The sequence below is a fragment of the Lysobacter terrae genome, assembly GCF_054782215.1.
The window spans coordinates 283,809-304,858 of record NZ_BAAGSX010000008.1 but is presented as its reverse complement, the minus strand read 5'-3'; the positions used below and the strand labels follow the sequence as shown (position 1 = coordinate 304,858).

At 65.4% G+C, this 21,050-nt stretch carries 19 protein-coding genes; 5 read left to right on the top strand and 14 right to left on the bottom strand.

Going from position 1 to position 21,050, the window contains the following annotated elements; translation table 11 throughout:
* Positions 1–89 precede the first annotated feature (89 nt).
* Positions 90–1,397, top strand: a complete 1,308-nt coding sequence (locus ACYVJ8_RS13130; protein ID WP_460713092.1) for an amidohydrolase — start codon at positions 90–92, stop codon at positions 1,395–1,397.
* A gap of 32 nt (positions 1,398–1,429) precedes the next feature.
* Here the strand turns inward: ACYVJ8_RS13130 and ACYVJ8_RS13125 are convergent, their stop codons facing one another.
* From ACYVJ8_RS13125 to ACYVJ8_RS13110, 4 genes are all read right to left on the bottom strand, one after another.
* Positions 1,430–2,107 (bottom strand): aquaporin, encoded by a 678-nt coding sequence (locus tag ACYVJ8_RS13125; protein WP_460713090.1) that lies wholly within the window; start codon positions 2,105–2,107, stop codon positions 1,430–1,432.
* Positions 2,107–2,499, bottom strand: coding sequence for an arsenate reductase ArsC (locus tag ACYVJ8_RS13120; protein ID WP_460713088.1), 393 nt, complete (start codon positions 2,497–2,499; stop codon positions 2,107–2,109). Before ACYVJ8_RS13120 ends, ACYVJ8_RS13125 begins: the two co-directional genes overlap by 1 nt.
* An 82-nt stretch (positions 2,500–2,581) precedes the next feature.
* The gene (locus tag ACYVJ8_RS13115; protein WP_460713086.1) at positions 2,582–3,070 is read right to left on the bottom strand and encodes an ArsI/CadI family heavy metal resistance metalloenzyme; all 489 of its coding nucleotides are present in this window, start codon (positions 3,068–3,070) and stop codon (positions 2,582–2,584) included.
* Positions 3,067–3,402, bottom strand: coding sequence for an ArsR/SmtB family transcription factor (locus ACYVJ8_RS13110; RefSeq protein WP_460713084.1), 336 nt, complete (start codon positions 3,400–3,402; stop codon positions 3,067–3,069). The genes ACYVJ8_RS13115 and ACYVJ8_RS13110 overlap by 4 nt, the downstream gene beginning before the upstream one ends.
* 83 nt (positions 3,403–3,485) lie before the next feature.
* Here ACYVJ8_RS13110 and ACYVJ8_RS13105 point away from each other — a divergent pair, with 83 nt between their 5' ends.
* Together ACYVJ8_RS13105 and ACYVJ8_RS13100 are read left to right on the top strand one after the other, a co-directional pair.
* Positions 3,486–3,980, top strand: a complete 495-nt coding sequence (locus ACYVJ8_RS13105; RefSeq protein ID WP_460713082.1) for an arsinothricin resistance N-acetyltransferase ArsN1 family B — start codon at positions 3,486–3,488, stop codon at positions 3,978–3,980.
* A 155-nt stretch (positions 3,981–4,135) separates the two neighbouring features.
* Positions 4,136–4,720: an ester cyclase gene (locus ACYVJ8_RS13100; protein ID WP_460713080.1), complete on the top strand. Its 585-nt coding sequence runs from the start codon at positions 4,136–4,138 to the stop codon at positions 4,718–4,720.
* On the opposite strand, the gene ACYVJ8_RS13095 is transcribed toward ACYVJ8_RS13100, so the two are convergent.
* Positions 4,692–6,281 carry an ArnT family glycosyltransferase gene (locus ACYVJ8_RS13095; protein ID WP_460713078.1) on the bottom strand — a complete coding sequence of 530 codons (1,590 nt, stop codon included), beginning with the start codon at positions 6,279–6,281 and terminating at the stop codon, positions 4,692–4,694. The genes ACYVJ8_RS13100 and ACYVJ8_RS13095 overlap by 29 nt on opposite strands.
* 121 nt (positions 6,282–6,402) lie before the next feature.
* Here ACYVJ8_RS13095 and ACYVJ8_RS13090 point away from each other — a divergent pair, with 121 nt between their 5' ends.
* Entirely contained in the window at positions 6,403–7,179 is a 777-nt protein-coding gene (locus tag ACYVJ8_RS13090; protein ID WP_460713076.1) for a COG4705 family protein, read from the top strand.
* Positions 7,180–7,221: 42 nt separating this feature from the next.
* Positions 7,222–7,956 carry a phosphatase PAP2 family protein gene (locus ACYVJ8_RS13085; RefSeq protein ID WP_460713074.1) on the top strand — a complete coding sequence of 245 codons (735 nt, stop codon included), beginning with the start codon at positions 7,222–7,224 and terminating at the stop codon, positions 7,954–7,956.
* Between the two features lie 10 nt (positions 7,957–7,966).
* Here the strand turns inward: ACYVJ8_RS13085 and arr are convergent, their stop codons facing one another.
* From arr to ACYVJ8_RS13040, 9 genes are all read right to left on the bottom strand, one after another.
* A complete protein-coding gene (gene arr, locus ACYVJ8_RS13080) occupies positions 7,967–8,386 on the bottom strand; it encodes an NAD(+)--rifampin ADP-ribosyltransferase (protein ID WP_460713072.1) in 420 nt (139 codons plus the stop codon).
* Between the two features lie 164 nt (positions 8,387–8,550).
* Positions 8,551–9,108 (bottom strand): hypothetical protein, encoded by a 558-nt coding sequence (locus tag ACYVJ8_RS13075; RefSeq protein WP_460713070.1) that lies wholly within the window; start codon positions 9,106–9,108, stop codon positions 8,551–8,553.
* Positions 9,109–9,268: 160 nt separating this feature from the next.
* Positions 9,269–11,287 carry a phospholipase D family protein gene (locus tag ACYVJ8_RS13070; protein WP_460713068.1) on the bottom strand — a complete coding sequence of 673 codons (2,019 nt, stop codon included), beginning with the start codon at positions 11,285–11,287 and terminating at the stop codon, positions 9,269–9,271.
* An 11-nt stretch (positions 11,288–11,298) separates the two neighbouring features.
* Complete coding sequence (locus tag ACYVJ8_RS13065; protein WP_460713066.1) at positions 11,299–11,844, bottom strand: YceI family protein; 546 nt, start codon at positions 11,842–11,844, stop codon at positions 11,299–11,301.
* 28 nt (positions 11,845–11,872) lie between these two features.
* Positions 11,873–12,349 (bottom strand): SixA phosphatase family protein, encoded by a 477-nt coding sequence (locus ACYVJ8_RS13060; protein ID WP_460713064.1) that lies wholly within the window; start codon positions 12,347–12,349, stop codon positions 11,873–11,875.
* Positions 12,350–12,377: 28 nt separating this feature from the next.
* Positions 12,378–13,007, bottom strand: a complete 630-nt coding sequence (locus tag ACYVJ8_RS13055; protein WP_460713062.1) for a nucleotide-binding protein — start codon at positions 13,005–13,007, stop codon at positions 12,378–12,380.
* A 57-nt stretch (positions 13,008–13,064) separates the two neighbouring features.
* Positions 13,065–13,715, bottom strand: a complete 651-nt coding sequence (locus ACYVJ8_RS13050; RefSeq protein WP_460713060.1) for a histidine kinase dimerization/phospho-acceptor domain-containing protein — start codon at positions 13,713–13,715, stop codon at positions 13,065–13,067.
* Positions 13,712–15,484 carry a response regulator gene (locus ACYVJ8_RS13045; RefSeq protein WP_460713058.1) on the bottom strand — a complete coding sequence of 591 codons (1,773 nt, stop codon included), beginning with the start codon at positions 15,482–15,484 and terminating at the stop codon, positions 13,712–13,714. Before ACYVJ8_RS13045 ends, ACYVJ8_RS13050 begins: the two co-directional genes overlap by 4 nt.
* On the bottom strand, positions 15,469–20,910 hold the full coding sequence (locus tag ACYVJ8_RS13040; RefSeq protein WP_460713056.1) for a HAMP domain-containing protein: 5,442 nt from the start codon (positions 20,908–20,910) through the stop codon (positions 15,469–15,471). Before ACYVJ8_RS13040 ends, ACYVJ8_RS13045 begins: the two co-directional genes overlap by 16 nt.
* Between the last annotated feature and the right edge of the window lie 140 nt (positions 20,911–21,050).

The window sequence follows — 21,050 nt, the reverse complement described above, 5'->3', positions numbered from 1 at the left end:
GAGCACGGACCGGCGCTCCGGCCACATCGGGCACGGGCGCACGCGGGCTTTGGCGGTAGCATCAGGCCTTTCCATCCACCGGGATCCCTATGCGCCGCCTTGCCGTCCTGCCCCTCGCGCTGTGTGTGCTCGCCGTCCACGCGCAGACCGCGCAGCGGCCCGAAGTCGCCGCTGCCGCCAAAGCCGAACAGGCCAAGGTGGTCGCGTGGCGCCGCGACTTCCACGAGCACCCGGAACTCTCCAACCGCGAACAGCGCACCGCGGCCAAGGTCGCCGAACACCTGCGCTCGCTCGGCCTGAAGCCGCAGGTCGGCATTGCCCATCACGGCGTGGTCGCGATCATCGAGGGCGGCAAGCCCGGGCCGAAGCTGGCGTTGCGCGCCGACATGGACGCGCTGCCGGTGACCGAACAGACCGGCCTGCCGTTCTCGTCCAAGGTCACGGATACGTTCAACGGCCAGACCACCGGCGTCATGCACGCCTGCGGCCACGATGGCCACACCAGCATCCTGCTCGGCGTCGCCGACGCACTGGTGGCGATGCGCAAGGACCTGCCCGGATCGGTGATGCTGATCTTCCAGCCCGCTGAGGAAGGTGTGCCGCCCGGCGAGAACGGCGGTGCGCCGATGATGCTGGAAGAAGGCGTGTTCAAGAACTTCAAGCCCGACGCGATCTTCGGCCTGCACGTGTTCTCGACCCTGCAGGCTGGCCAGATCGGCGTGCGCCAGGGACCGATGCTGGCCGCGTCGGACCGCTTCACCATCAAGGTGCACGGCCGGCAGACGCACGGCTCGCGTCCGTGGGGCGGCATCGATCCGATCGTCGCGACCGCCGACATGATCGGCACCGCGCAGACGATCGTGTCGCGCCGCACCGACCTGGCGAAGCTGCCGGCGGTGGTCACCTTCGGCACCATCCATGGCGGCATCCGCTTCAACATCATTCCCGACGACGTCGAAGTCAGCGGCACCATCCGCACCTTCGACCTGGGCATGCGCGAGAAGATCTTCGCCGACTTGAAGAACGTCGCCGAACACGTCGCCGCCGCGCATGGCGCCACCGCCGAAGCCAAAGTACCCGACGCCAAGGGCAACCCGGTGACCATGAACGATCCCGACCTCACCGCACGCATGCGCCCGAGCCTGGAAGCCGTCGCCGGCAGGGACAACGTGGTCGAGCCGCCGCTGCAGATGGGTGCGGAGGACTACGCGTACTTCGCCAAGGAAGTACCGTCGATGTACTTCTTCGTCGGCGCTACCGCCAAGGGCATCGACCCGATCACCGCGCCGAGCAACCACTCACCGCAGTTCAACATGGACGAATCGGCGCTGGATCTTGGCCTGCGCGCGATGTTGCAGGTGACGTTGGATTATCTGCATGGCGGCCGTGCGAACTAGCTTCGTCGCAGGGCCGGTACGCGCGTTCTAGCTTAAGCAGATGGTCGACGCTCTGGGTCGAGGCGGCCCAGCGCGGACGCCACGACTAGAGCCACAGCCATGCCCAGGAGTTGCGCGATCACGAACTGCGGCACATCGTCGGGCCGGATCCCGGCAAACGTTTGGGTCAGCGCGCGCGCCACGGTGACCGCAGGATTGGCGAACGAAGTGCTGGCGGTGAACCAGTAGGCAGCGAAGATGTAGCTGGCTACCAGTGCCGGAATCGCCGTTGGACGGTGACGAATGCCCAACAGAATCGTCAGCAGCAGGCCGAAGGTGGCGACCGCCTCGCTGATCCCCTGTGCTACGCCGGTGCGCACGTGCGTACCCGGCTGGAGCAGCGGCAGATCGAACATGGCGTGCGCCAGCAAGACGCCGGTAATAGCGGCCACGATCTGCACGGCGATGTAGGCCACAGCTTCGCCGTTGCCAATTTCACCGCGGAAACGCATCGCCAGAGTCACAGCCGGATTGAAATGCGCGCCGGAGATCGGTCCGAACAGAACGATCAGGACGTACAAGACGCCGGCGGTCGCACCCGCATTCGCCAACAGCGCGATGGCGTCGTTTCCGCCTGCGAGGTTGACGCCCATGATGCCGGAGCCGACCACGGTGGCCAGGAGCAATGCGGTGCCGATGAATTCGGCGATCAGCTTGCGCGACAGGTTCATCACAGCTCCGCCAGCAGCGACTTCACGCGCGACGAGATTTCATCGCGAACCGCGCGGTAGCCGTCGTCATCCATGTGCTTGGGATCGGGGAGACCCCAATCCTCGCGGCGCTTGGCCGGCACCCAAGGGCAGTTGTCGCCACAACCCATGGTGATCACCGCATCGAACTCGCCATCGATCTGGTCGAGCGACTTGGAGTCATGCGTCGTCAGGTCGTAGCCCAGCTCCGACATGAAGCGGATCGCCTTCGGGTTGATCACGCCGGACGGTTTGGAGCCGGCGCTGAGGGCCTCGACTTGGGCACCGCCGTGGATGTGGGCGAAGGCCTCCGCCATCTGGCTGCGGTTGGCGTTCTCGACGCAAACGAACAGGACGCGTTTCTTGGTGGTCATGGAGTCGAATCAAGTGGTTTGGGCAATCTGTAACGGGGTGTTCGGTTCGAATTTTCTGCACGAACGAACGGAGCGTGCTTCATCAGCAGCAGGCCGCCTTCGGCGAGCAGCAGGACGCGCCCTCTTCGACCTTCGGCTTCATCGCGGCGACGTTGGGCGTGCATGCCGCGCCATCGGTGGCGCAGGCCGCGTCGCCAGCGTAATAGGTGGTCGCTTCACCGAAGGTGTGGAAGGTTTCCCAGCGCGTGCCCTGCGGATCTTCGGTCCAGTTCTTGTCGGACCTGGCGTAGCAGCAGATCGTCGCTTCTTCGGGCACGACCGTGCCGCCAGCGCTATCCAGGCGCTTGCCCAGCGCGACGAGTTCGTCGTTGCTGTCGACCTGGAGGCCGAGGTGGTCGACGCCTGGTGTGCGTCCCGTGTTGGAGATGGCGAAGTTGACGCGCGGGTCGTCGAGCATCCACTTCGCGTAGTCGTCCTTGACCACGGCAGGCGGCGCGGCAAAAAGCTCGGTGTAGAAGCGGATGCTGGCGGCGAGGTCAGTGACGTTGAGGTGCACGTGGAAGCGGTTCACTTCGAGACTCCTTTCTTGCTGGGCTTGCAGGCGGCTATCGGATCGCATGCGCCGGAGCCGGCGCAGCAGTTTTCGGTCAGGTAGGCGATCAGGGCGTTCATGCGCTCGTAGTTCGCGCGCACGCGGATCACCCGCCCCTCGCGCTGGTCGATCGCGAGGCCTGCCGCGCGCAGGACGTTGAGGTGCGCGGTCAGCGTCGCGGCAGGCAGTTCCAGGTAATCGCGGAGCTCTCCGACCGACATGCCGTCCGGGCCGGCCTCGACGAGGCGGCGAAAGGCGCGTAGGCGCGACTCGTGGCCGAGTGCGGCAAGGCTGGCGAGGGCATTTGGCATTTCCATAATTCCAGTATTTTGGAAATATTGAATCGAGTCAACCCCCTTGCTGGTGACGCCCTACTGCCGGAAGACTGTTCTCCATGGATATCCGCCTCGCCACCAATGAAGACGCGGCCGCCGTTGCCGCCATCTACAACCCCTATGTCGCGAGCACCTGCATCACGTTCGAAACCGAAGCGGTGTCGGAGGAAGAAATGCGCGCACGGATCGCGGAAGCGCACGATGCGAATCTCCCCTGGCTCGTCGCGGCCGATGACGGCGTCGTGGTGGGTTACGCCTACGCTTCCAAGTGGAAAGGACGCTGCGCCTATCGACATTCCGCCGAATCGACCGTCTACCTGGATCCGTCGAGCAAGGGCAAGGGCATCGGGCGGATGCTGTACACCGCTTTGATCGACCGCCTGCGTATCCGCGGCATTCATGCCGTCATCGGCGGCATCGCCTTGCCCAACGACGCCAGCATCGCACTGCATGAGCGGCTGGGTTTCGAAAAGGTTGCCCATTTCAAACAGGTGGGCTTCAAGCAGGATCGCTGGATCGACGTGGGCTACTGGCAATTGCTGCTCGAGCAATAGCCGGTGAACACGCCCAGTCCTTCATCGCCGCTTAGCGAACGGTGATGGACCCTGTAGCGCCACGATCAGGCACCGCCGGACCGGCGTTGCGCAAGGCGCGTGGGCGATGCTGGCGCTGACCCTGAGCGTTCCGTTCATCCACGAGGAGAACGAAGATGACGCACACCCTCCTGATCTCGGCTGTCCTGGCGATTGGCGCCGTTAGTTTCACCGCCAGTTCGCAAGCCGCACCTGCTCCCTCCGACAAGTGGCCAAGTACTAAGGCCGGCCAGGCTGCGCCGAAAGTGAAGGGAGTCCCCCCAGAACTCGCGAAGAATCTGGCGAACTTCGACGACCTCGACTTCCGCGTGTATACGAACCAGCAATGGCAAGACCTGCACAAGTCACACACCAAGGATGTGATCGTTCACTGGCCTGATGGCCATACGACGCATGGCATCGAAAAGCACATCGAAGACCTCAAGTACATGTGGACGTTCGCACCCGATAACCGGATCGAAGAGCATCCGGTTCGATTCGGGACACAGGATGCCGAGTGGACTGCGGTGACTGGCTGGTTGGAGGGCACCTTCACCAAACCGATGGTTCTCCCGGATGGAAAGACCATCCAACCCACCGGTAAGGCTTATCGGATCCCGATGGCCACGATCGGCCACTGGAACAAGCAAGGCATCATGTTCGAGGAGTATCTGTTCTGGGACAACGGAGAGTTCATGAAGCAGATCGGACTTGGCGACTGATCCCGAAACATCGGATTGCATGGCGAATGGGGGTATAGCGCACGAGCAGATACTGTCCCTTGTCGGCGGTCGTCACGACGGTCAGGTCTGCGCGCAGATCGGCGGGAAGATGGTCGAAGGTGGGGCGCTGAACGCTGATGTAGGCAACTTGGCGTTCCGCCAGGACCTGACGTAGTTGCTCGTTCCCGTCGACATGTTGAGTTCGTCCTCGCGCGTAAAAATCAGCCGAATACTGGCGGCGCTGGTCGAAGATGAAGAGTGGCCGCGTCGTGAGCGACGCCTGATAGGCCGCGACGACATCCTTCTGCGACTGGAAGCCCACGCGCGGCCACACCACCGTGACCAGCAACGCAACGAGAATCGGCGCCCAGGCACTCAATTGCAGTATCCAGGGTGAGGGCCTTTGCGAAATGCGCTGCTCCCACGCTTCGGCCACCAGGCAGCCGAAGCCCGCCAGTCCAGGCAGCACGTAGCTGGGCAGGATGTTGCGGCACATCGTGAAGAAGACGGGTGGTGCCAGCATCCAGCAAATCAGGTAGAGGCTCCATCCATCGCCGGCCCGAAACGGCCGAATCGCGAGGTTCACTCTGCGCCGGAGAAGCTGCCACAACAACCAAGCCGACCACGGCAGCGTTCCGAGAAACGCGTCGACCCAGATCGTGCCCCGCGGGTATGCATGACCGGATCCGTACAGGTCGCCCTTCCATCCACTGATGGTGTAGCGCTGCCAATGTTCTCCGACGAGGAAGTAATGCAGAAACCCTGGACTGCGAACTTCGACCGCCCAGTACCAAGGGACGACCAGAACTGTCGTCAGAATCGCGCCGTTCACCCATGGCAGGCGCTGCCATGTTTCCCGGACGCGCCCGCTCAATAACGCCCAGGCGCTTATTGGCGCCAAGGTCAGTACCGTCGCAACGGGTCCTTTGGCCAACAGGCCGATGACCAGGCCCGCGAAGAACAGATAGCCCCAGGTCCGCGATTGCGTAGTCATCGCCCGCCAGAACGCAGCCATCGACAACGTCGTGCCGAACACCATGGCCGGATCGGTCATCACCGCCCCTGCGCTCACCACCATCAGCAACGTCGTCGCCATCACCAAGCTGGCCCTAAGCCCGAAATCCACGCCGCGCCGGCTGACTGCAAGCAGGTACGTCAGGCCACACGCTCCGGCGCCAAACAGCAACGAAGAAATGCGTGCGGCGAATTCGGTGATGCCGAACAACTTGAAGGAAGCCGCCGTCAACCAGAACGACAGTGGCGGCTTGCCCCAGAACGGAACCCCATATTCGATCTGAGGCACGATCCACTGGCCGGTTTCGAATATCTTGCGCGCGATCTCCGCGTAGCGTGCCTCGGTCGGGTCCGTCAGCGGATAGGCGTCGAGCGTAAGAAGACGCACGATGAAGGCGAAGGCGAGCAGGCCCCACAATTGCTGTCGCGAAGAAAGCCGCATCATTCGACTTGCCCCAGGACGATAACGAGCCCTTTCCACATTCCGATTCGGCGGATGAAGTGGGCGCAGCTGTGCAAGCTGCGCGAACGGTGTACCCACTTTCATTAGTGCGATGTCGTAATTCTGTCGTGCGCTGCCCGGGTCCAGGCTAGTTCACGATCGGCCTCTGACTGCTTTCCGACATGCCATCCAAGAGCATCGGCCCCGGCGAAAAGGGAGGCTTACCGTGGTGGACACCTCGGTTGGTATTGCGGCGCCGCGCGCCGCGACAAGCAAGGTTCCGGAAATCACCCTGGGGTTCTGGGCCATCAAGGTGCTCGCCACCACGCTGGGTGAAACAGGCGGCGATGCCGTTTCGATGTCCATGGAGCTGGGCTACGTAATAGGTACCGCGATCTTCATGACGTTGTTCGTCATGGCCGTCGCGGCGCAAATTTCCAGCAAACGCTTCAGCCCCTTCCTCTACTGGGCGACGATCGTCGCCTCGACCACCGTGGGTACGACGCTGGCCGATTTTGCCGACCGTTCGCTTGGCATCGGCTATTCCGGAGGCTCGTTGCTGCTGTTGGGATTGTTGCTTGCGTCCTTGTTCGTATGGCACCGCGTGCTGGGCTCGGTGGACGTACGCTCCGTGAGCACGCCGCAATCGGAGTTCTTCTACTGGACGACGATCATGTTCTCGCAAACGCTGGGCACGGCGCTGGGCGACTGGACGGCTGATACCGCGGGGCTGGGCTATCTGGGCGCGGCCCTCATCTTCTGCGGGCTTCTGCTGCTGGCAGCGGCGTTCTATTTCTGGACGACGATATCGCGCACCTTGCTGTTCTGGGCGGCGTTCATCGTTACCCGGCCGCTGGGGGCCGCGGTGGGCGATTTTCTGGACAAGCCGGTCGCCAAGGGCGGCCTCGAGATGAGCCGCTATTCCGCGACGCTGGTCCTGCTGGCTTTGATTGCGGCTGGGATCGTCTTGCTGCCGCAACGGGCGGCGCGCGTAGCGCACTGAGCCACACGCAAGAAACGATCTGGACGGCATGGAGCCTCGCTGATGCAATCTGGCGTAGAGGAAGATCGCAAGTTCACCACCGATCCACGTGCCCAGCCGGAGACCCGCACATTCCGACAGTTTTATGCGGGTCACTTGGTGATACCACTGATTGCATTCGCGCTGACGGCATTCGTGCTGGCCTGGTTCGACATCGATCGCTGGTGGGGCTCGAAGTTGTACGCGTGGCAGGGGCATGCCTGGGCATGGAAATCTTCCTTCGTCACCGAGACCGTGGTGCACTCCTGGGGCCGCGTGCTAAGTGTGACGACGTGGCTTGTCGTGATGGGACTGTGGATAGGTGCAATGGCGCGGGAAACGCGCGCCCAGTGGCGGCGGCCCCTGCTTTATCTCCTGCTGGCGACGGCCATGGCCGCGCTGACCGTCGCCTGGATGAAATCCTGGACGAATGTGAACTGTCCGTGGGCACTGACCGACTTCGGCGGTGATCGCCACTACCACGGGCTTTTCGCCGCGCGGCTTGCCGAGCCCAGAGGCACTTGTTTCCCTGCCGCCCATGCGAGTGCCGGCTACTGTTGGTTGTCGCTGTATTTCTTCTTTCTGAAAACACGTCCGCATCTGCGTTGGCTTGGCTTCGGCGTCGCGGCTGGCTTCGGCCTGCTGTTCGGTTTCGTCCAGCAACTGCGGGGTGCGCATTTCCTTTCGCATGACCTTTGGGCGCTTGCCGTCTGCTGGCTGGTCGCTCTCACGATTTACGTCGTGATGCTCAAGGATTGAAACCGGCGAATCAATCTTCGATTGCCTCGATGCCCAATCGTCTGAGGTTCTCGAGGTGCTCGTTCATTGTGCGCAACGCTTCGGCTGAATGTCCCTGCCACTGCGTGATTTCACCCGTGACCAGCAGGGGTTCGCGTGTGCGGTAGGACCGCGTGGGGTTACCCGGAAACTTCTTGTCGGTCAGATTCGGATCGTCCTGGATCGGGCCCGTGGGCTCCACGATGTAGATCCGGCCGCGCCCTTCACCGAGGGCCAGCTCCGCGCCCCAGGTCGCGGCCTCCAGCGTGGCGGTCAAATAGACGTACTTCGCCTTGTTGCGTTTGCCGTAGTTCGAGGGATAGCCGGGCTGGAGCAGATCGCCCGGGCTCAGGTCGGCGCGCGTGCCGTGATAGAAGCGTTGCGGAATCTTGCCGTCGGTAGCGTCGTTCATCAGCTTCTCCCCATCGTCGTGCCAGGTTTGGCCGGCGATTGGGCACTACCGTCGGGGGCTTGCCGCAAGCCCCGGGGCTGGTAGGATATTGAAACGGGAAGACGCCGCAGGGCGCTTCCCGTTTTTTTTTTGCCCGCCGGCGGCGGGCAACCGGACCTAGGTGATCACTGTCCCGTCATCGACACGATCATGCACATCTGGTTCTCGAAGGCACCGCTATCGGGTTGGTCGCCCTTCGGCTCGGCGCGGGCGACGTCTTTGAGCGATTCGCCGAGTGCTGTACGTATGCGGCCGTAACGCTCCTTCAGCGCGGCAACGGTTTCGTCCGCGCTCACGCCGCGACGCCGCATTGCATCCACTTCCGCCTTCATCAGGCCGATTTGCGGGCAGCCCTTCTGGCCCTGCCGGGTGAACGCCTCGCCATGTTCCTTCGCCCGCAGGCAGTCGGCATTGGTGTCGCCCGCCGCGACGAAGACGTCGCGCAGATCCTTGGCGTACACCTGTTCGGTGATGTCCGCGATCAGGGCGTACTGGCCATCGCTGAGCGACGCCTTGCGGCGTTCCAGTTGCGCGTCCTTGGTCTGCCCCTGGTTGCGCAGCTGCACGGTCGAGGCCGCCAAGGCGCTGACGCCGTAGCAGAAGTCGACGTCCTTGAGCAGCTTGTCGATCTTTTCTTTGTCGGCCGCGTCTGCCGCTGTGGCCGACAGAGAAGTTGCAGCCATGCAGACCAGCAGTACACCTGTCACGAAATGTTTCATCGCGTCCTCCCCTTGGATGCTTGGATTATTAACTAGTTGGTGCGTCGCTTCCCCTCACCCTGCGTCGCATTGCGACGCTGTCCCTCTCCCCGCAAGCGGGGCGAGGGAGTCACAGCGAACATCCTTACAGAATCGGCGCCAGCCCCGCGCCAAACGCGGTGAACATGCGCGTGGTCAGCGACTTCAAGCCCAGATTCACTTCGGGGAAATCGCCCACCGGCCGGTAGCACGCGCGGAAGCGCGGGTGGCTGCGCGGTAACGGCTCCGTGCACGTGGGGCCGGGCACGAATTCGTAGCTGGTGGCATAACGCGTCGGCCACAGATCGAACAGCGGCAATTGTTCCGACATTTTGCCGATCGAGTACTCCAGTCCGGAGAACACCGGCGGCTTGTCGCGCGCTGCGATCACCCAGGCGTTCTCGGGAAGGGTGTCGCGGCGGATGCTTTCCGCCAAGGCGTGGGCGAACGCCGCGTCTTCGATCACCAATGCGCTCTCGGTGTTGTAGTTGTCGCCGCGCGGATCGAAGTTGTGGGTGCCGATGACGCCGATGCGCTCGTCGATAACCACGGACTTCGCATGCAGGCCGACGCGCACGCCGGCGCGCTTGAGCGGCACCGGCTCGTTGGAGCGGCGGCGCGCGTAGCGCTTGGCGGCGTACTCGCGCGACAGCGGCGCGTGATAGGGGCGATACAGGGCGCTGCGCCTGTCATACACACCAGGGATGGTTCGATTGCTGGCCTGATGGCGACGCGCTTTCCCATAAAAGGGACTGCCCGGCTCACCGGAGCCCGAACCCGGCCCGGGTCGCGGCAAGACTTCGCTGGGACCGTGATCCTTGCCGAACAGGTCAGGCAATTCCGCGCCCGTCGCGGCGATATCGATCGGCGCGTCCAGCGGGAAAGGCTTGTACTCGTAGATGTCGAAACCGAACTCGCGCAGGTAGCGGCGCTTGTACTTGTACGACAGCGCGTAGGCGATGAAGGCGTCGGTCGAGGCCAGCGAGTTGGTCGAGACCGTCACCCGCGGCCGCTGGCTGCGTTCGCGCGCGTGCATGCGGCGGAACATCGCCTGCGCCGGCTTGGACATCACCAGGTACGGCGTCTGGAGCATCACTTCCTTATTCGCGGTTTCGATCAGTTGCCGCAGCTTGTCCGACGTCCATTCCTTGTCGCGGCCGGAACTGCGTTGTTTCTTCGGCGTATCGGATACGTAATGGACGTCGCCGACCGCGATCGCGTTCGCGGCCAGGCGCTGTGCGACCAGCTCGCTGTCGGCCGCGTCCTTGCGCATCGCCTCGGCGCGTTGCGGGTGTTCGAACGTCGTCGCCGGCAGCGCCGGCACTCCACCTGCTATCAGCAGCTTGCCGACATCGGTGAGGTACTCGATCGGCACGCTGCGGCGGTCGCTCCAGAACGTGACGAAGGCTTCGTCCATGGTCGCCGCGACCGGGCCGGCGACCAGCACGTCACGGTCGCGGAAATTGAATTCATGGTCCCAGTCGTAATAGTCGTCCTGGTAATTGCGCCCGCCTGTGATGCCGACCGCACCGTCGATGAGCAGCATCTTCGAATGCATGCGCTGGTTGAGCTTGCGCCAGCAGCAGGCGGCGGCGAGCGCGTATTGCGGGTAGTTGATGCGGGCGCGGTGCAGCACCGGATTGTAGATGCGCACCTCGAAGTTGGCGTGCGCGCCGGCTAGCGCCGCCAGCGTTTCAACACGCCTGAGGGCGGACAGCTGGTCGAGCAGCATGCGTACCCGCACGCCGCGGCGTGCGGCGGCGATGAGTTCGTCCAACACCAGTTTGCCGGCGTCGTCCTCGTCGAAGATGTAGGTCTGCAGGTCGATGCGCGTGGTCGCGGCACGGATCAGGTTGATGCGCGCGAGCATCGCGTCCGGGCCGCGATCGAGGATCAGCGCGTAATGGCGCGGCTGTGCGGGCGTCGATTCCGCCAGAGCCTGCGTGGCCAGGTCGCGCAACGGCGAAGGCTGCGCGCATTTGTTCAGCGCCTCGCAGTCGACGGTGACGGGACGCGCGGCGGCAATGATCCGCGCGCTGTGGTCGCGCTGCGCCGGCGACAGGCTGGCGCAGGCGGCCAGCGCGAGCGCCCAGATGGCGAGGGAGAGACGAGGGAGGAAACTCATGGCGCGCGATTTTACGGGGACGCTTCCTGAACGCGGACGCGCAGCCGGAAACTCACGTCGTCGGTCAGCGCCCAGCGCCAGCTTTCGACGCCGTAGTCGGTCCGCACCACATGGCCCTGCGCGACCACGTCGCAATCGTGGGCCGGGTGCACGCAAGCACTGGGCGCGACCACGAAAGCCTCGCGGCGGCTGACGCCGTGCATGGTCAGCGTGCCGTACATCCGGCCGCCGTCGATGAGCAATTGCACCGGATACGGATCGGAGCGGAACTCCACCCACGGGTGATGTTCGGCGTCGAGGAAGTCCTCGCCACGGGCGAACCGCGTGTAGCGACGCGAGCCGGCGACTTCGACGGCGCCGGTCGCCAGGCGGATGCGCACTTCATGCTGGCCGTCCGGCCGCTGCAGAACTTCGCCGTCGTAGCGCGGGAAATGGCCCGTGATGGTCTGACCCCAACGCGTCTGCAGGTCGAAATCGATGCGGCTGCGCGAATCCAGCGCCTGCGCCGACCCGACGAAAGGCGCTGCCGCCAGGGCGCAGGCGATCAGCGGGGGCAACAAACTTCGCAGCACTGTCAGGTCGCGATCACGGCCACCAGAAGGCGCTGAGCTGCGCCGCACCCGGCTCCAGCGGGGCACCGATGGGCAGGGTCAGTACGGCGATGCCTGCGGGCGGCATGCCGCGGTAGTCGCCGGACTGGCCGCTGTGCAGCAACGCGGCGAGCTGCTCGAAGCCCGGATTGTGGCCGACCATCAGCAGACGCTCGGACTGCGCATGCGACTCGGCCAGGTCGATCAGCGCGCCGGGCGTGGCTTCGTAGATGCCCGGTTCGATGCGCTGGTCGACGTAGCCGATCGCACCGAGCACCGACTCCAGCGTCTCGCGGGCGCGCCGCGACGGCGAGCACAGCACGCAATCGGGGACCAGCCGGTTCTCGGCCAGCCACCGCCCCGCGGCTTCGGCTTCGGCGTGGCCTTCGGCCGACAACGGCCGGTCGAGGTCGGCCTGGCCGGGCGAGGCCGGTTCGGCGTGGGCGTGGCGGAGCAGGATCAGTTCGCGCATGGGCTTGGAAACCGGGTAGAGGGAATAGTCACTTCTTAAGCCACTTCAGCAACGGCTGCCAATCCGCCTGGTGTTCGCGCACGTTGGCCGAGTGGTAGTCGAACAGGCTCTTGCCCAAGGCGGTCGTGACCACGTAGCCCTGGCTGTCGCGCAGTTGCGCGACCAGCGGATACGGCCACTGCTTGAGCAGATCCAATGCCTGCTGGGAGATGTTCGTCCACGGCTTGAGCTTGTTGCCGACCAGGCCGACGCGCAGTGCGCCCTTGCGCACCCGCGGGTGCTTGGCCAGCGAGTCGAGGAAGGGCACGGTGGCTTCGATGTCGAAGGAGGACGGCACCACCGGCACGATCACGGCGTCGACGGTTTCCAGGAACGGATCGAGCTCATCGGCCATGGCGCCCGCGGCGCCGTCGACGATCACGCGCTGGGAATCGTCGGGTACGTGCTTGCGCCAGGTCTTGCGGCGGGTGCCGTCGACGGCCAGCACCGCGGCATCCAGCCCGGCCCGCTTCTGCGCCCAGCGAGTGGACGAGGCTTGCGGATCGGCATCGACGAGCGTGGTGCGCAGGCCGTCGAGGGCGGCGTGCGCGGCGAGGTGGGTGGCGATCGTGGTCTTGCCCGCGCCCCCCTTGGAAGAGGCCACCAGAACGGTCTTCATCAACCCCCCTTATTGGCACGAGCCCGTTTGGGCGCGAGAGCCCGCAGCGTACAACGGTCAGGCCAGCAGCGGCAGCTCGGCCACCAGGGCCACGCGGCCTTCGCCGTCGGCTTCGGCGCGCAGCTGCCCGTCGTGCTCGCGGGCAATGGCCGCCGCCAGGGGCAGCTGCAGGCCCAGGCCCGGCCCCAGCGCCGCCGGCAAGGGCGCCTCCAGCAGGCGCGCGGGCTCGTCGATGAAGTCCGGCAGGCAGGCCAGGCGCCGGTGCAGGTAGGCGCGGCCATCGCGACGGCTCAGGAACAGTGGCGCCGGCAGCACTTCCTCCGGCGACAGGCGCAGTTCGCGCAGGATGCGCAGCAATTGCAGCAGGCGGCGATCGTCGCCGAGCATCGGCAGGGTCGTCGCATCCGCGTCGGCATCGAGCTTCAGCGGCGCGGCATCCGCGCGGGCGATGCCCAGCGACGCCAACACCATGAGATCGACCTGGACGCGCCTGGCGAGCAGGCTGCCGCGTTCGGCGCGCAGGCAATCGGACAACTCGTCGATCATTCCCGCCAGGCGGACGCCCTGGCGTTCGATCAATTCGAGCATGCGATTGCGTTCTTCATCGCTGATCTCGCCGCTGCGCAGCAAATAGACCGCCGTCTGCAACGGCGACAACGGATCGCGCAGATCATGGGCGACGCGCTGGAACCATTCGGGGTGCGTCATTCCACCTCCGTCTGGCGATCGGAACGCCCAGGTTGGCTGGCACACAGCTGCTTCACGGCTTCGAGGTCGGGTGGCTTGACCAGATGTTGATCAAATCCCGCATCAAGGGAGCGTCTACGATCCTCGGCCTGACCCCAGCCGGTCACCGCCACCAGCTTCATCGCACGGCCGCTTGCCTGCGTGCGCAAGCTGCGCGCGACGTCGAATCCGCTGCGTCCCGGCATGCCCAGATCGAGAAACACCAAGTCAGGTTGCAGGCGCTGCACAGCCGCTTCGACCATCAACGGGTCATAGATCGCATCGGCCTGATGGCCGAGCATGCGCACCATCTTCGCCAGCGTATCGGCCGCATCCTGGTTGTCGTCGACCACCAGCACGCGCAGCGGAACGGTGATCTTGGCGATCATGTCCTGCGGCGCAGGTGCCGCCACGGCTTCATGCATCTCGCCGCTGCAGGGCAGGACCACCGTGAACGTGCAGCCCTGACCCGGGCCCTCGCTGTGCACGGTGACGCGGCCGTCGTGCAGGCGCGCCAATTGCTGCACCAAGGTCAGGCCGACACCTAGCCCGCCGTGCGAGCGCTCCACCCGCGTGTCGATCTGGCGGAAGAGGTCGAACACGCTTTCCTGATCGGCCCGCGACAGGCCCACGCCGTGGTCAGTGACGTGCACTGCGACCTGGCGCATGCCGCCTGGGGCACCGTGCAGCTGCGCGCGCACTTCGATGGGCGTACCCGGCGTGGAGTACTTCGCCGCGTTGTTGAACAGATTGGCGAAGACCTGCGCCAACCGTGCCGGGTCCGCGTACAGCGTTACGACGTCTGGCGGCAGGTCCAGCACCAATTCGTGCGACCAGCGCGAGAACAGCGGCTGCGCCGTGTCGATGGCCGTGCGCAGGATCGCCTGCAGTGATGTCGGTTCGCGCCGCAAGAGCATCTTGCCGCGGGTGATGCGGGCGACGTCGAGCAGGTCGTCGAGCATGCGCACCAGCAGGGCGAGCTGGCGCTCCATCACGTCCTGCAACTCGTCCTCGCTGCCGGCCAGCGAGAGCCGCCGGATCGTCAGCGCGTTCTGCAGCGGCGCCAGCGGATTGCGCAGCTCGTGGGCGAGCATGGCGAGGAATTCGTCCTTGCGCGTGTCCGCGTCCCGCAGCCGCTGCTCGGCGCGGGTGCGCTGCGCGATCTCCATCTGCAGCGCGGCGTTGCGCGTGGCCAGCTCGGCATTGGCGCCGCGCAGCGTGTCGTTGAGCAATTGCAGCTCGCGCGCCTTTTCCGCGCGCAGCGCTTCATTCGCGGCGGCGAGCTGGACGTTGACCCGCTCCAGCTCGCGGCGCTTGCGGTACAGCTCGGCGAGTACCTCGACCTTGCTGCGCAGGATCTCCGGGATGATCGGCACCATCACGTAATCGAACGCACCCAGCGTGTAACCGCGCAGGCGATCGAGGTCGGTGACGTTCACCGCGGTGACGAAGATGATCGGGGTCTTCTCGAAACGCGGGTGCTGGTGGATCAGCGTCGCGGTCTCGAAACCGTCCATGCCCGGCATGTTGACGTCGAGCAGGATGACGGCGAATTCGTCCTCCATTAGCCGCTTGAGCGCCTCGGTGCCCGAGCGCGCGTCGACCAGGTATTCGCCCAGCGGGTCGAGGATGGCGCGATAGGTGAGCAGGCGCCCGGGCTGATCGTCGACCAGCAGCACCTTCACCGGCTCGCGCGCGCCGTCGTGCGGCTCCGAAGCAGCGCCCGGGACGTTGGTCAGCGGTGCAACCATTGCCGCAGCATCCCCAACAACTGATCGGTGACCACCGGTTTGGCGAGATAGTCGGACGCACCCGCTTCCAGGCATTTCTCCCGGTCGCCCTTCATCGCCTTCGCGGTGAGCGCGACGATCGGCAGCGAGCGCGACTCCGGCTGCTCGCGGATCGCGCGCATCGTGTCGTAGCCGTCCATGCCCGGCATCATGATGTCCATCAGCACCAGGTCGATCTCCGGATCGTTGGCGACCTTCTCGATCGCCTCCTGGCCGGTGCCGGCGGTGACCACGTCCATGCCATGGCGCTCCAGCACGCTGGACAGCGCGAAGATGTTGCGCACGTCGTCATCGACCACTAGCACGCGCTTGGAGCGGATCGCATCGTCGGATTCGTGCAGGCGCTGCACCATCTGCTGCTTCATCGGCGGCAGCTCGGCGATCACGCGGTGCAGGAACAGCGCGGTTTCGTCGAGCAGGCGCTCGGGCGATTCCACGCCCTTGATGATGACGCTGCGCGCGGCCTTCTTCAGGCGCTGGTTCTCCTCGGAGGTGAGCTCCTTGCCGGTGAACACCACGATCGGCAGATTCTGCAGATGCTCGATCTCCCTGACCCGGTCGAGCAGGTCGAAGCCGCTCATGTCCGGAAGGCGCAGGTCGAGGACGGCGCAGTCATACGTCCCGCTGCGCAGCGCGGCGAGCGCTTCTTCGCCGGTGCCCACGGTGTCGATGCTGACGTCGTCGTGGCGGATCAGCTCTTCGATGCTCATCCGTTCGCCGGCATCGTCCTCGATGACCAGGAGGCGCTTCACCCGCGGCAGCGTGTAGTCCTTGATGCGCTGCAAGGCCTGCCCGATCGATTCGGTCGTGGCCGGCTTGGCCAGGTACGCGAATGCACCACGCTCGATGCTCTGATGGCGCTCCTCTTCGATCGTGACGATCTGCACCGGGATGTGGCGCGTGGTCGAGTCCTGCTTCAGCCGCGCCAGCACGGTCCAGCCGAGCATGTCGGGAAGGAAGATGTCGAGCGAGATGGCGGTGGGCTTGTACTCGCGCACCAGCTTGAGCGCATCGCTGCCGCGGTTCGCGGCGATGACGCGGAAGCCCTGCGATCGCGCCAGGTCGCGCAGTACGGCGGCGTAGCGCGCGTCATCCTCGACCACCAGCAGTGTGGGCTCGCCGGCCTGGACGACGTCGCGGTCGTCCTCGATCTGTTCCGGCTCGGGCAGCAGGCCGGCGCCTTCGCTGGCCAGTGCCGCCGCCGGCAGGATGCTGGCGGCGCGTGCGGCGTGCGGCGCGTCCGGGCCGACGTAACGCAGCGGCAAATAGAGAGTGAACACGCTGCCCGCGCCGACCTCGCTGTGCAGCCTGAGTTCGCCGCCCAGCAGGCCGGCGATTTCGCGGCTGATCGCCAGGCCCAGGCCGGTGCCGCCGTACTTGCGCGAGGTGCCGGCGTCGGCCTGCTGGAACGCTTCGAACACGATCTTCTGCTTCTCCGGCGAGATGCCGATACCGGTATCGCGCACTTCGAACGAGACCACGGTGGGCGCGTTGTCGAGAATCGTGTGCCCCGGCGTCCAGCCGGTCGCCGCCGCGCTCACGCGCAGGCGTACGCTGCCGTGCTCGGTGAACTTGAGCGCGTTCGACAACAGGTTCTTGAGGATCTGCTGCAGGCGCTTGGGGTCGGTGGTGAGCGCATGACCCAGGCCGGGCGCGACGTCGACGGAGAAGTCGAGGGTGCGGCGCTCGGCTTCGTGGTGGAAGCTGCGCAGCATGTTCTCGCGCAGGTGCTCGAAGGCGATCTCCTCGCTCTCCACCGTCACCGTGCCCGATTCGATCTTGGACAGATCGAGGATGTCGCTGATCAGATGCAGCAGGTCGGTGCCGGCGGCGTGGATGGTCTTGGCGAACTCGACCTGGCGCCCGCTGAGGTTCGCATCCGGATTCTCGGCCAGCTGCTGGCCCAGGATCAGAATCGAGTTGAGCGGCGTGCGCAGCTCGTGCGACATGTTGGCGAGAAACTCGGACTTGTAGCGCGAGGTGAGCGCGAGCTCGGCGGCCTTGTCCTCCAGCGCGCGGCGGGCGTGCTCGATCTGCAGGTTCTTGCTTTCGACTTCGCGGTTCTGTTCGGCCAGCAGGGTGGCCTTGAGCGCGATCTCTTCGTTGGTCTGTTGCAGCTCCTTCTGCTGCGACTGCAGTTCGGCGGCGAGCTGCTGCGATTGCGACAGCAGCGTCTCGGTCCGCATCGAAGCGTTGATGGTGTTGAGCACGATGCCGATCAGGCCGGTCAGCTGCTGCAGGAAGTCGCGCTGGCTGGGCGAGAATTCGCCCAGTGAGGCGAGCTCGAGCACCGCCTTGACCTGGTCCTCGAACAGCACCGGCAGCACGATCACATTGCGCGGTATGGCGCTAAACAGGCCCGACGAAATCTGCACCGAGCCGGCCGGAACGTTGTCGAGCAGGATGATCTCGCCCTGCGCCGCGCACTGGCCGATCAGGCCCTGGCCGAATTCCAGCGTGCGCTGGGCGTCGCTGCCGCTGTCGGCATAGCCGGCCAGCTGGCGAAGCACGTTGCGGCCCGTCACTTCATTGATTTCGACCACGTACATCACGCCCTGCTGCGCGTTGACCAGGGGCGCCAGTTCCGACAACAGCATGTGGCCCAGCGTGATCAGGTCGCGCTGGCCCTGCATCATGCCGCTGAACTTGGCGAGGTTGGTCTTCAGCCAGTCCTGCTCGCGATTCGACTCGGTGGTCGCGCGCAGGGTGCCGATCATCGCGTTGATGTTGTCCTTCAGGTCGGCCACTTCGCCGCGCACGTCCACCTGGATCGAGCGCGTCAAGTCGCCCTGCGTCACCGCGGTGGCCACTTCCGCGATCGAGCGCACCTGGTTGGTCAGGTTGGCAGCGAGCTGATTCACGTTGGCGGTGAGGTCCTTCCAGATGCCGGCAGTGCCGGGCACCTTGGCCTGGCCGCCAAGGCGGCCTTCCACGCCGACTTCGCGCGCCACGGTCGTCACCTGGTCGGCGAAGATCGCCAGCGTGTTGGTCATCGAGTTGATGGTGTCGGCGAGTTCGGCCACCTCGCCCTTGGCTTCCACCGTCAGCTTCTGGTGCAGATCGCCGTTGGCGACCGCGGTCACCACCTTGGCGATGCCGCGCACCTGGGTGGTGAGGTTGGATGCCATCTGATTGACCGAGTCGGTCAGGTCCTTCCAGGTACCGGCGACGCCGGGCACCTGCGCCTGGCCGCCGAGCTTGCCTTCGGTGCCCACTTCGCGCGCCACGCGCGTCACTTCCGCGGCGAAGCCGTTGAGCTGATCCACCATCGTGTTGAGGGTGTTCTTCAGTTCGAGGATTTCGCCCTGCGCATCGACCGCGATCTTGCGTGAGAGGTCGCCCTTCGCCACCGAAGTCGCCACCTCGGCGATGTTGCGCACCTGGGTGGTGAGGTTGGACGCCATCGAGTTGACGTTGTCGGTGAGATCCTTCCAGGTGCCCGCGACGCCCGGCACCTGTGCCTGGCCGCCGAGCTTGCCTTCGGTACCCACTTCGCGCGCCACGCGGGTCACTTCCGCGGCGAAGCCGTTGAGCTGGTCCACCATCGTGTTGATGGTTTCCTTGAGCTGCAGGATCTCGCCTTTCACGTCCACCGCAATCTTGCGCGACAGGTCGCCCTTCGCGACCGCGGTGGTCACTTCGGCGATGTTGCGCACCTGTGCGGTCAGGTTGGACGCCATCGAGTTGACGTTGTCGGTGAGGTCCTTCCAGGTGCCCGCCACGCCCGGCACCTGTGCCTGGCCGCCGAGCTTGCCTTCGGTACCCACTTCGCGCGCCACGCGCGTCACTTCCGCGGCGAAGCCGTTGAGCTGGTCCACCATCGTGTTGACGGTGTCCTTCAGCTGCAGGATCTCGCCGCGCACGTCCACGGTGATCTTGCGCGACAAGTCGCCGCGCGCCACCGCGGTGGTCACTTCGGCGATGTTGCGCACCTGCGAGGTCAGGTTGGACGCCATCGCGTTGACCGAGTCGGTCAGGTCCTTCCAGGTGCCGGCGATGCCGGGCACGACGGCCTGACCGCCCAGACGGCCTTCGGAACCGACTTCGCGTGCCACGCGCGTCACTTCCGCGGCGAAGCCATTGAGCTGGTCCACCATCGTATTGATGGTGTCCTTCAGTTCCAGGATCTCGCCGCGCACGTCCACGGTGATCTTGCGCGACAGGTCGCCCTTCGCCACCGCGGTGGTGACCTCGGCGATGTTGCGCACCTGCGAGGTCAGGTTGGACGCCATCGAATTGACGTGGTCGGTCAGGTCCTTCCAGGTGCCGGCGACGTCGGGCACCTGCGCCTGGCCGCCGAGCTTGCCTTCGGTGCCCACTTCGCGCGCCACGCGCGTCACTTCCGCGGCGAAGCCGTTGAGCTGGTCCACCATCGTGTTGACGGTGTTCTTCACCTCCAGGATCTCGCCGCGCACGTCCACGGTGATCTTGCGCGAGAGATCGCCCTTCGCCACCGCGGTCGTCACTTCCGCGATGTTGCGCACCTGCGAGGTCAGGTTGGACGCCATCGCGTTGACCGAGTCGGTCAGATCCTTCCAGGTGCCGGCCACGCCGGGCACGATGGCCTGGCCGCCGAGCTTGCCTTCGGTACCCACCTCGCGCGCCACGCGTGTCACTTCCGAGGCGAAGCCGCGCAGCTGGTCCACCATCGTGTTGATGGCCTCCTTCAGCTGCAGGATCTCGCCGCGCACGTCCACGGTGATCTTGCGCGAGAGATCGCCGTTGGCCACGGCGATGGTCACTTCGGAAATGTTGCGCACCTGGCCGGTGAGGTTGGACGCCATCTGGTTGACCGAATCGGTCAGGTCCTTCCACACGCCGGACACGCCCTTCACCTTGGCCTGGCCGCCAAGCTTGCCGGCGGTACCGACTTCCAGCGCGACGCGCGTCACCTCGGACGAGAACTCGCCCATCTGCTCGATCATGCGATTGACGATCGTTGCCGAACGCAGGAACTCGCCCTGCAACGGGCGGCCGTCGGCTTCCAGCGGCACCGTGCGGGTGAGATCGCCCTTGGCCACACCGGCCATCGCTTCGGTCATGGTTTCGACCGGGCGCACCAAGTCGTCGATGAGATCGTTGACCGACCGCTCCATGCCCGCCCACGCGCCCTGGCGCGCACCGGCGACCAGGCGCTGGCGGGTCTGGCCTTCGCGGCCGACCTTGACGCCCACGCGCTGCAGGTCCTCGGCGAGGCGGCGGTTGGAGGTGACGATGGAGTTGAACGCTTCGGCCAACTTGCCTTCGACACCGCCCCAGTGCACCGGCAGCGATACCGAGAAATCGCCGGACCTTACCGCCTGCATCGCGGCCAGCAGCGCCAGCAGCGGATCGGTACTGGCGTCCGCTTCCCGCGAACGCACGCGTCGCTTGAGTTCCGTAGCCACGTGTAACCCCCCGTAGGCCCGCCGCCGTGGTGCACGGACGCCGCGGCGGGCCGGTCTAGTCGACAACTTTGGTGAATCGGCGAAACGTAGCGGTCACGGCGTGATGGCTGCCTTCACAGGCCGTGACGCGTGGCTGCCCC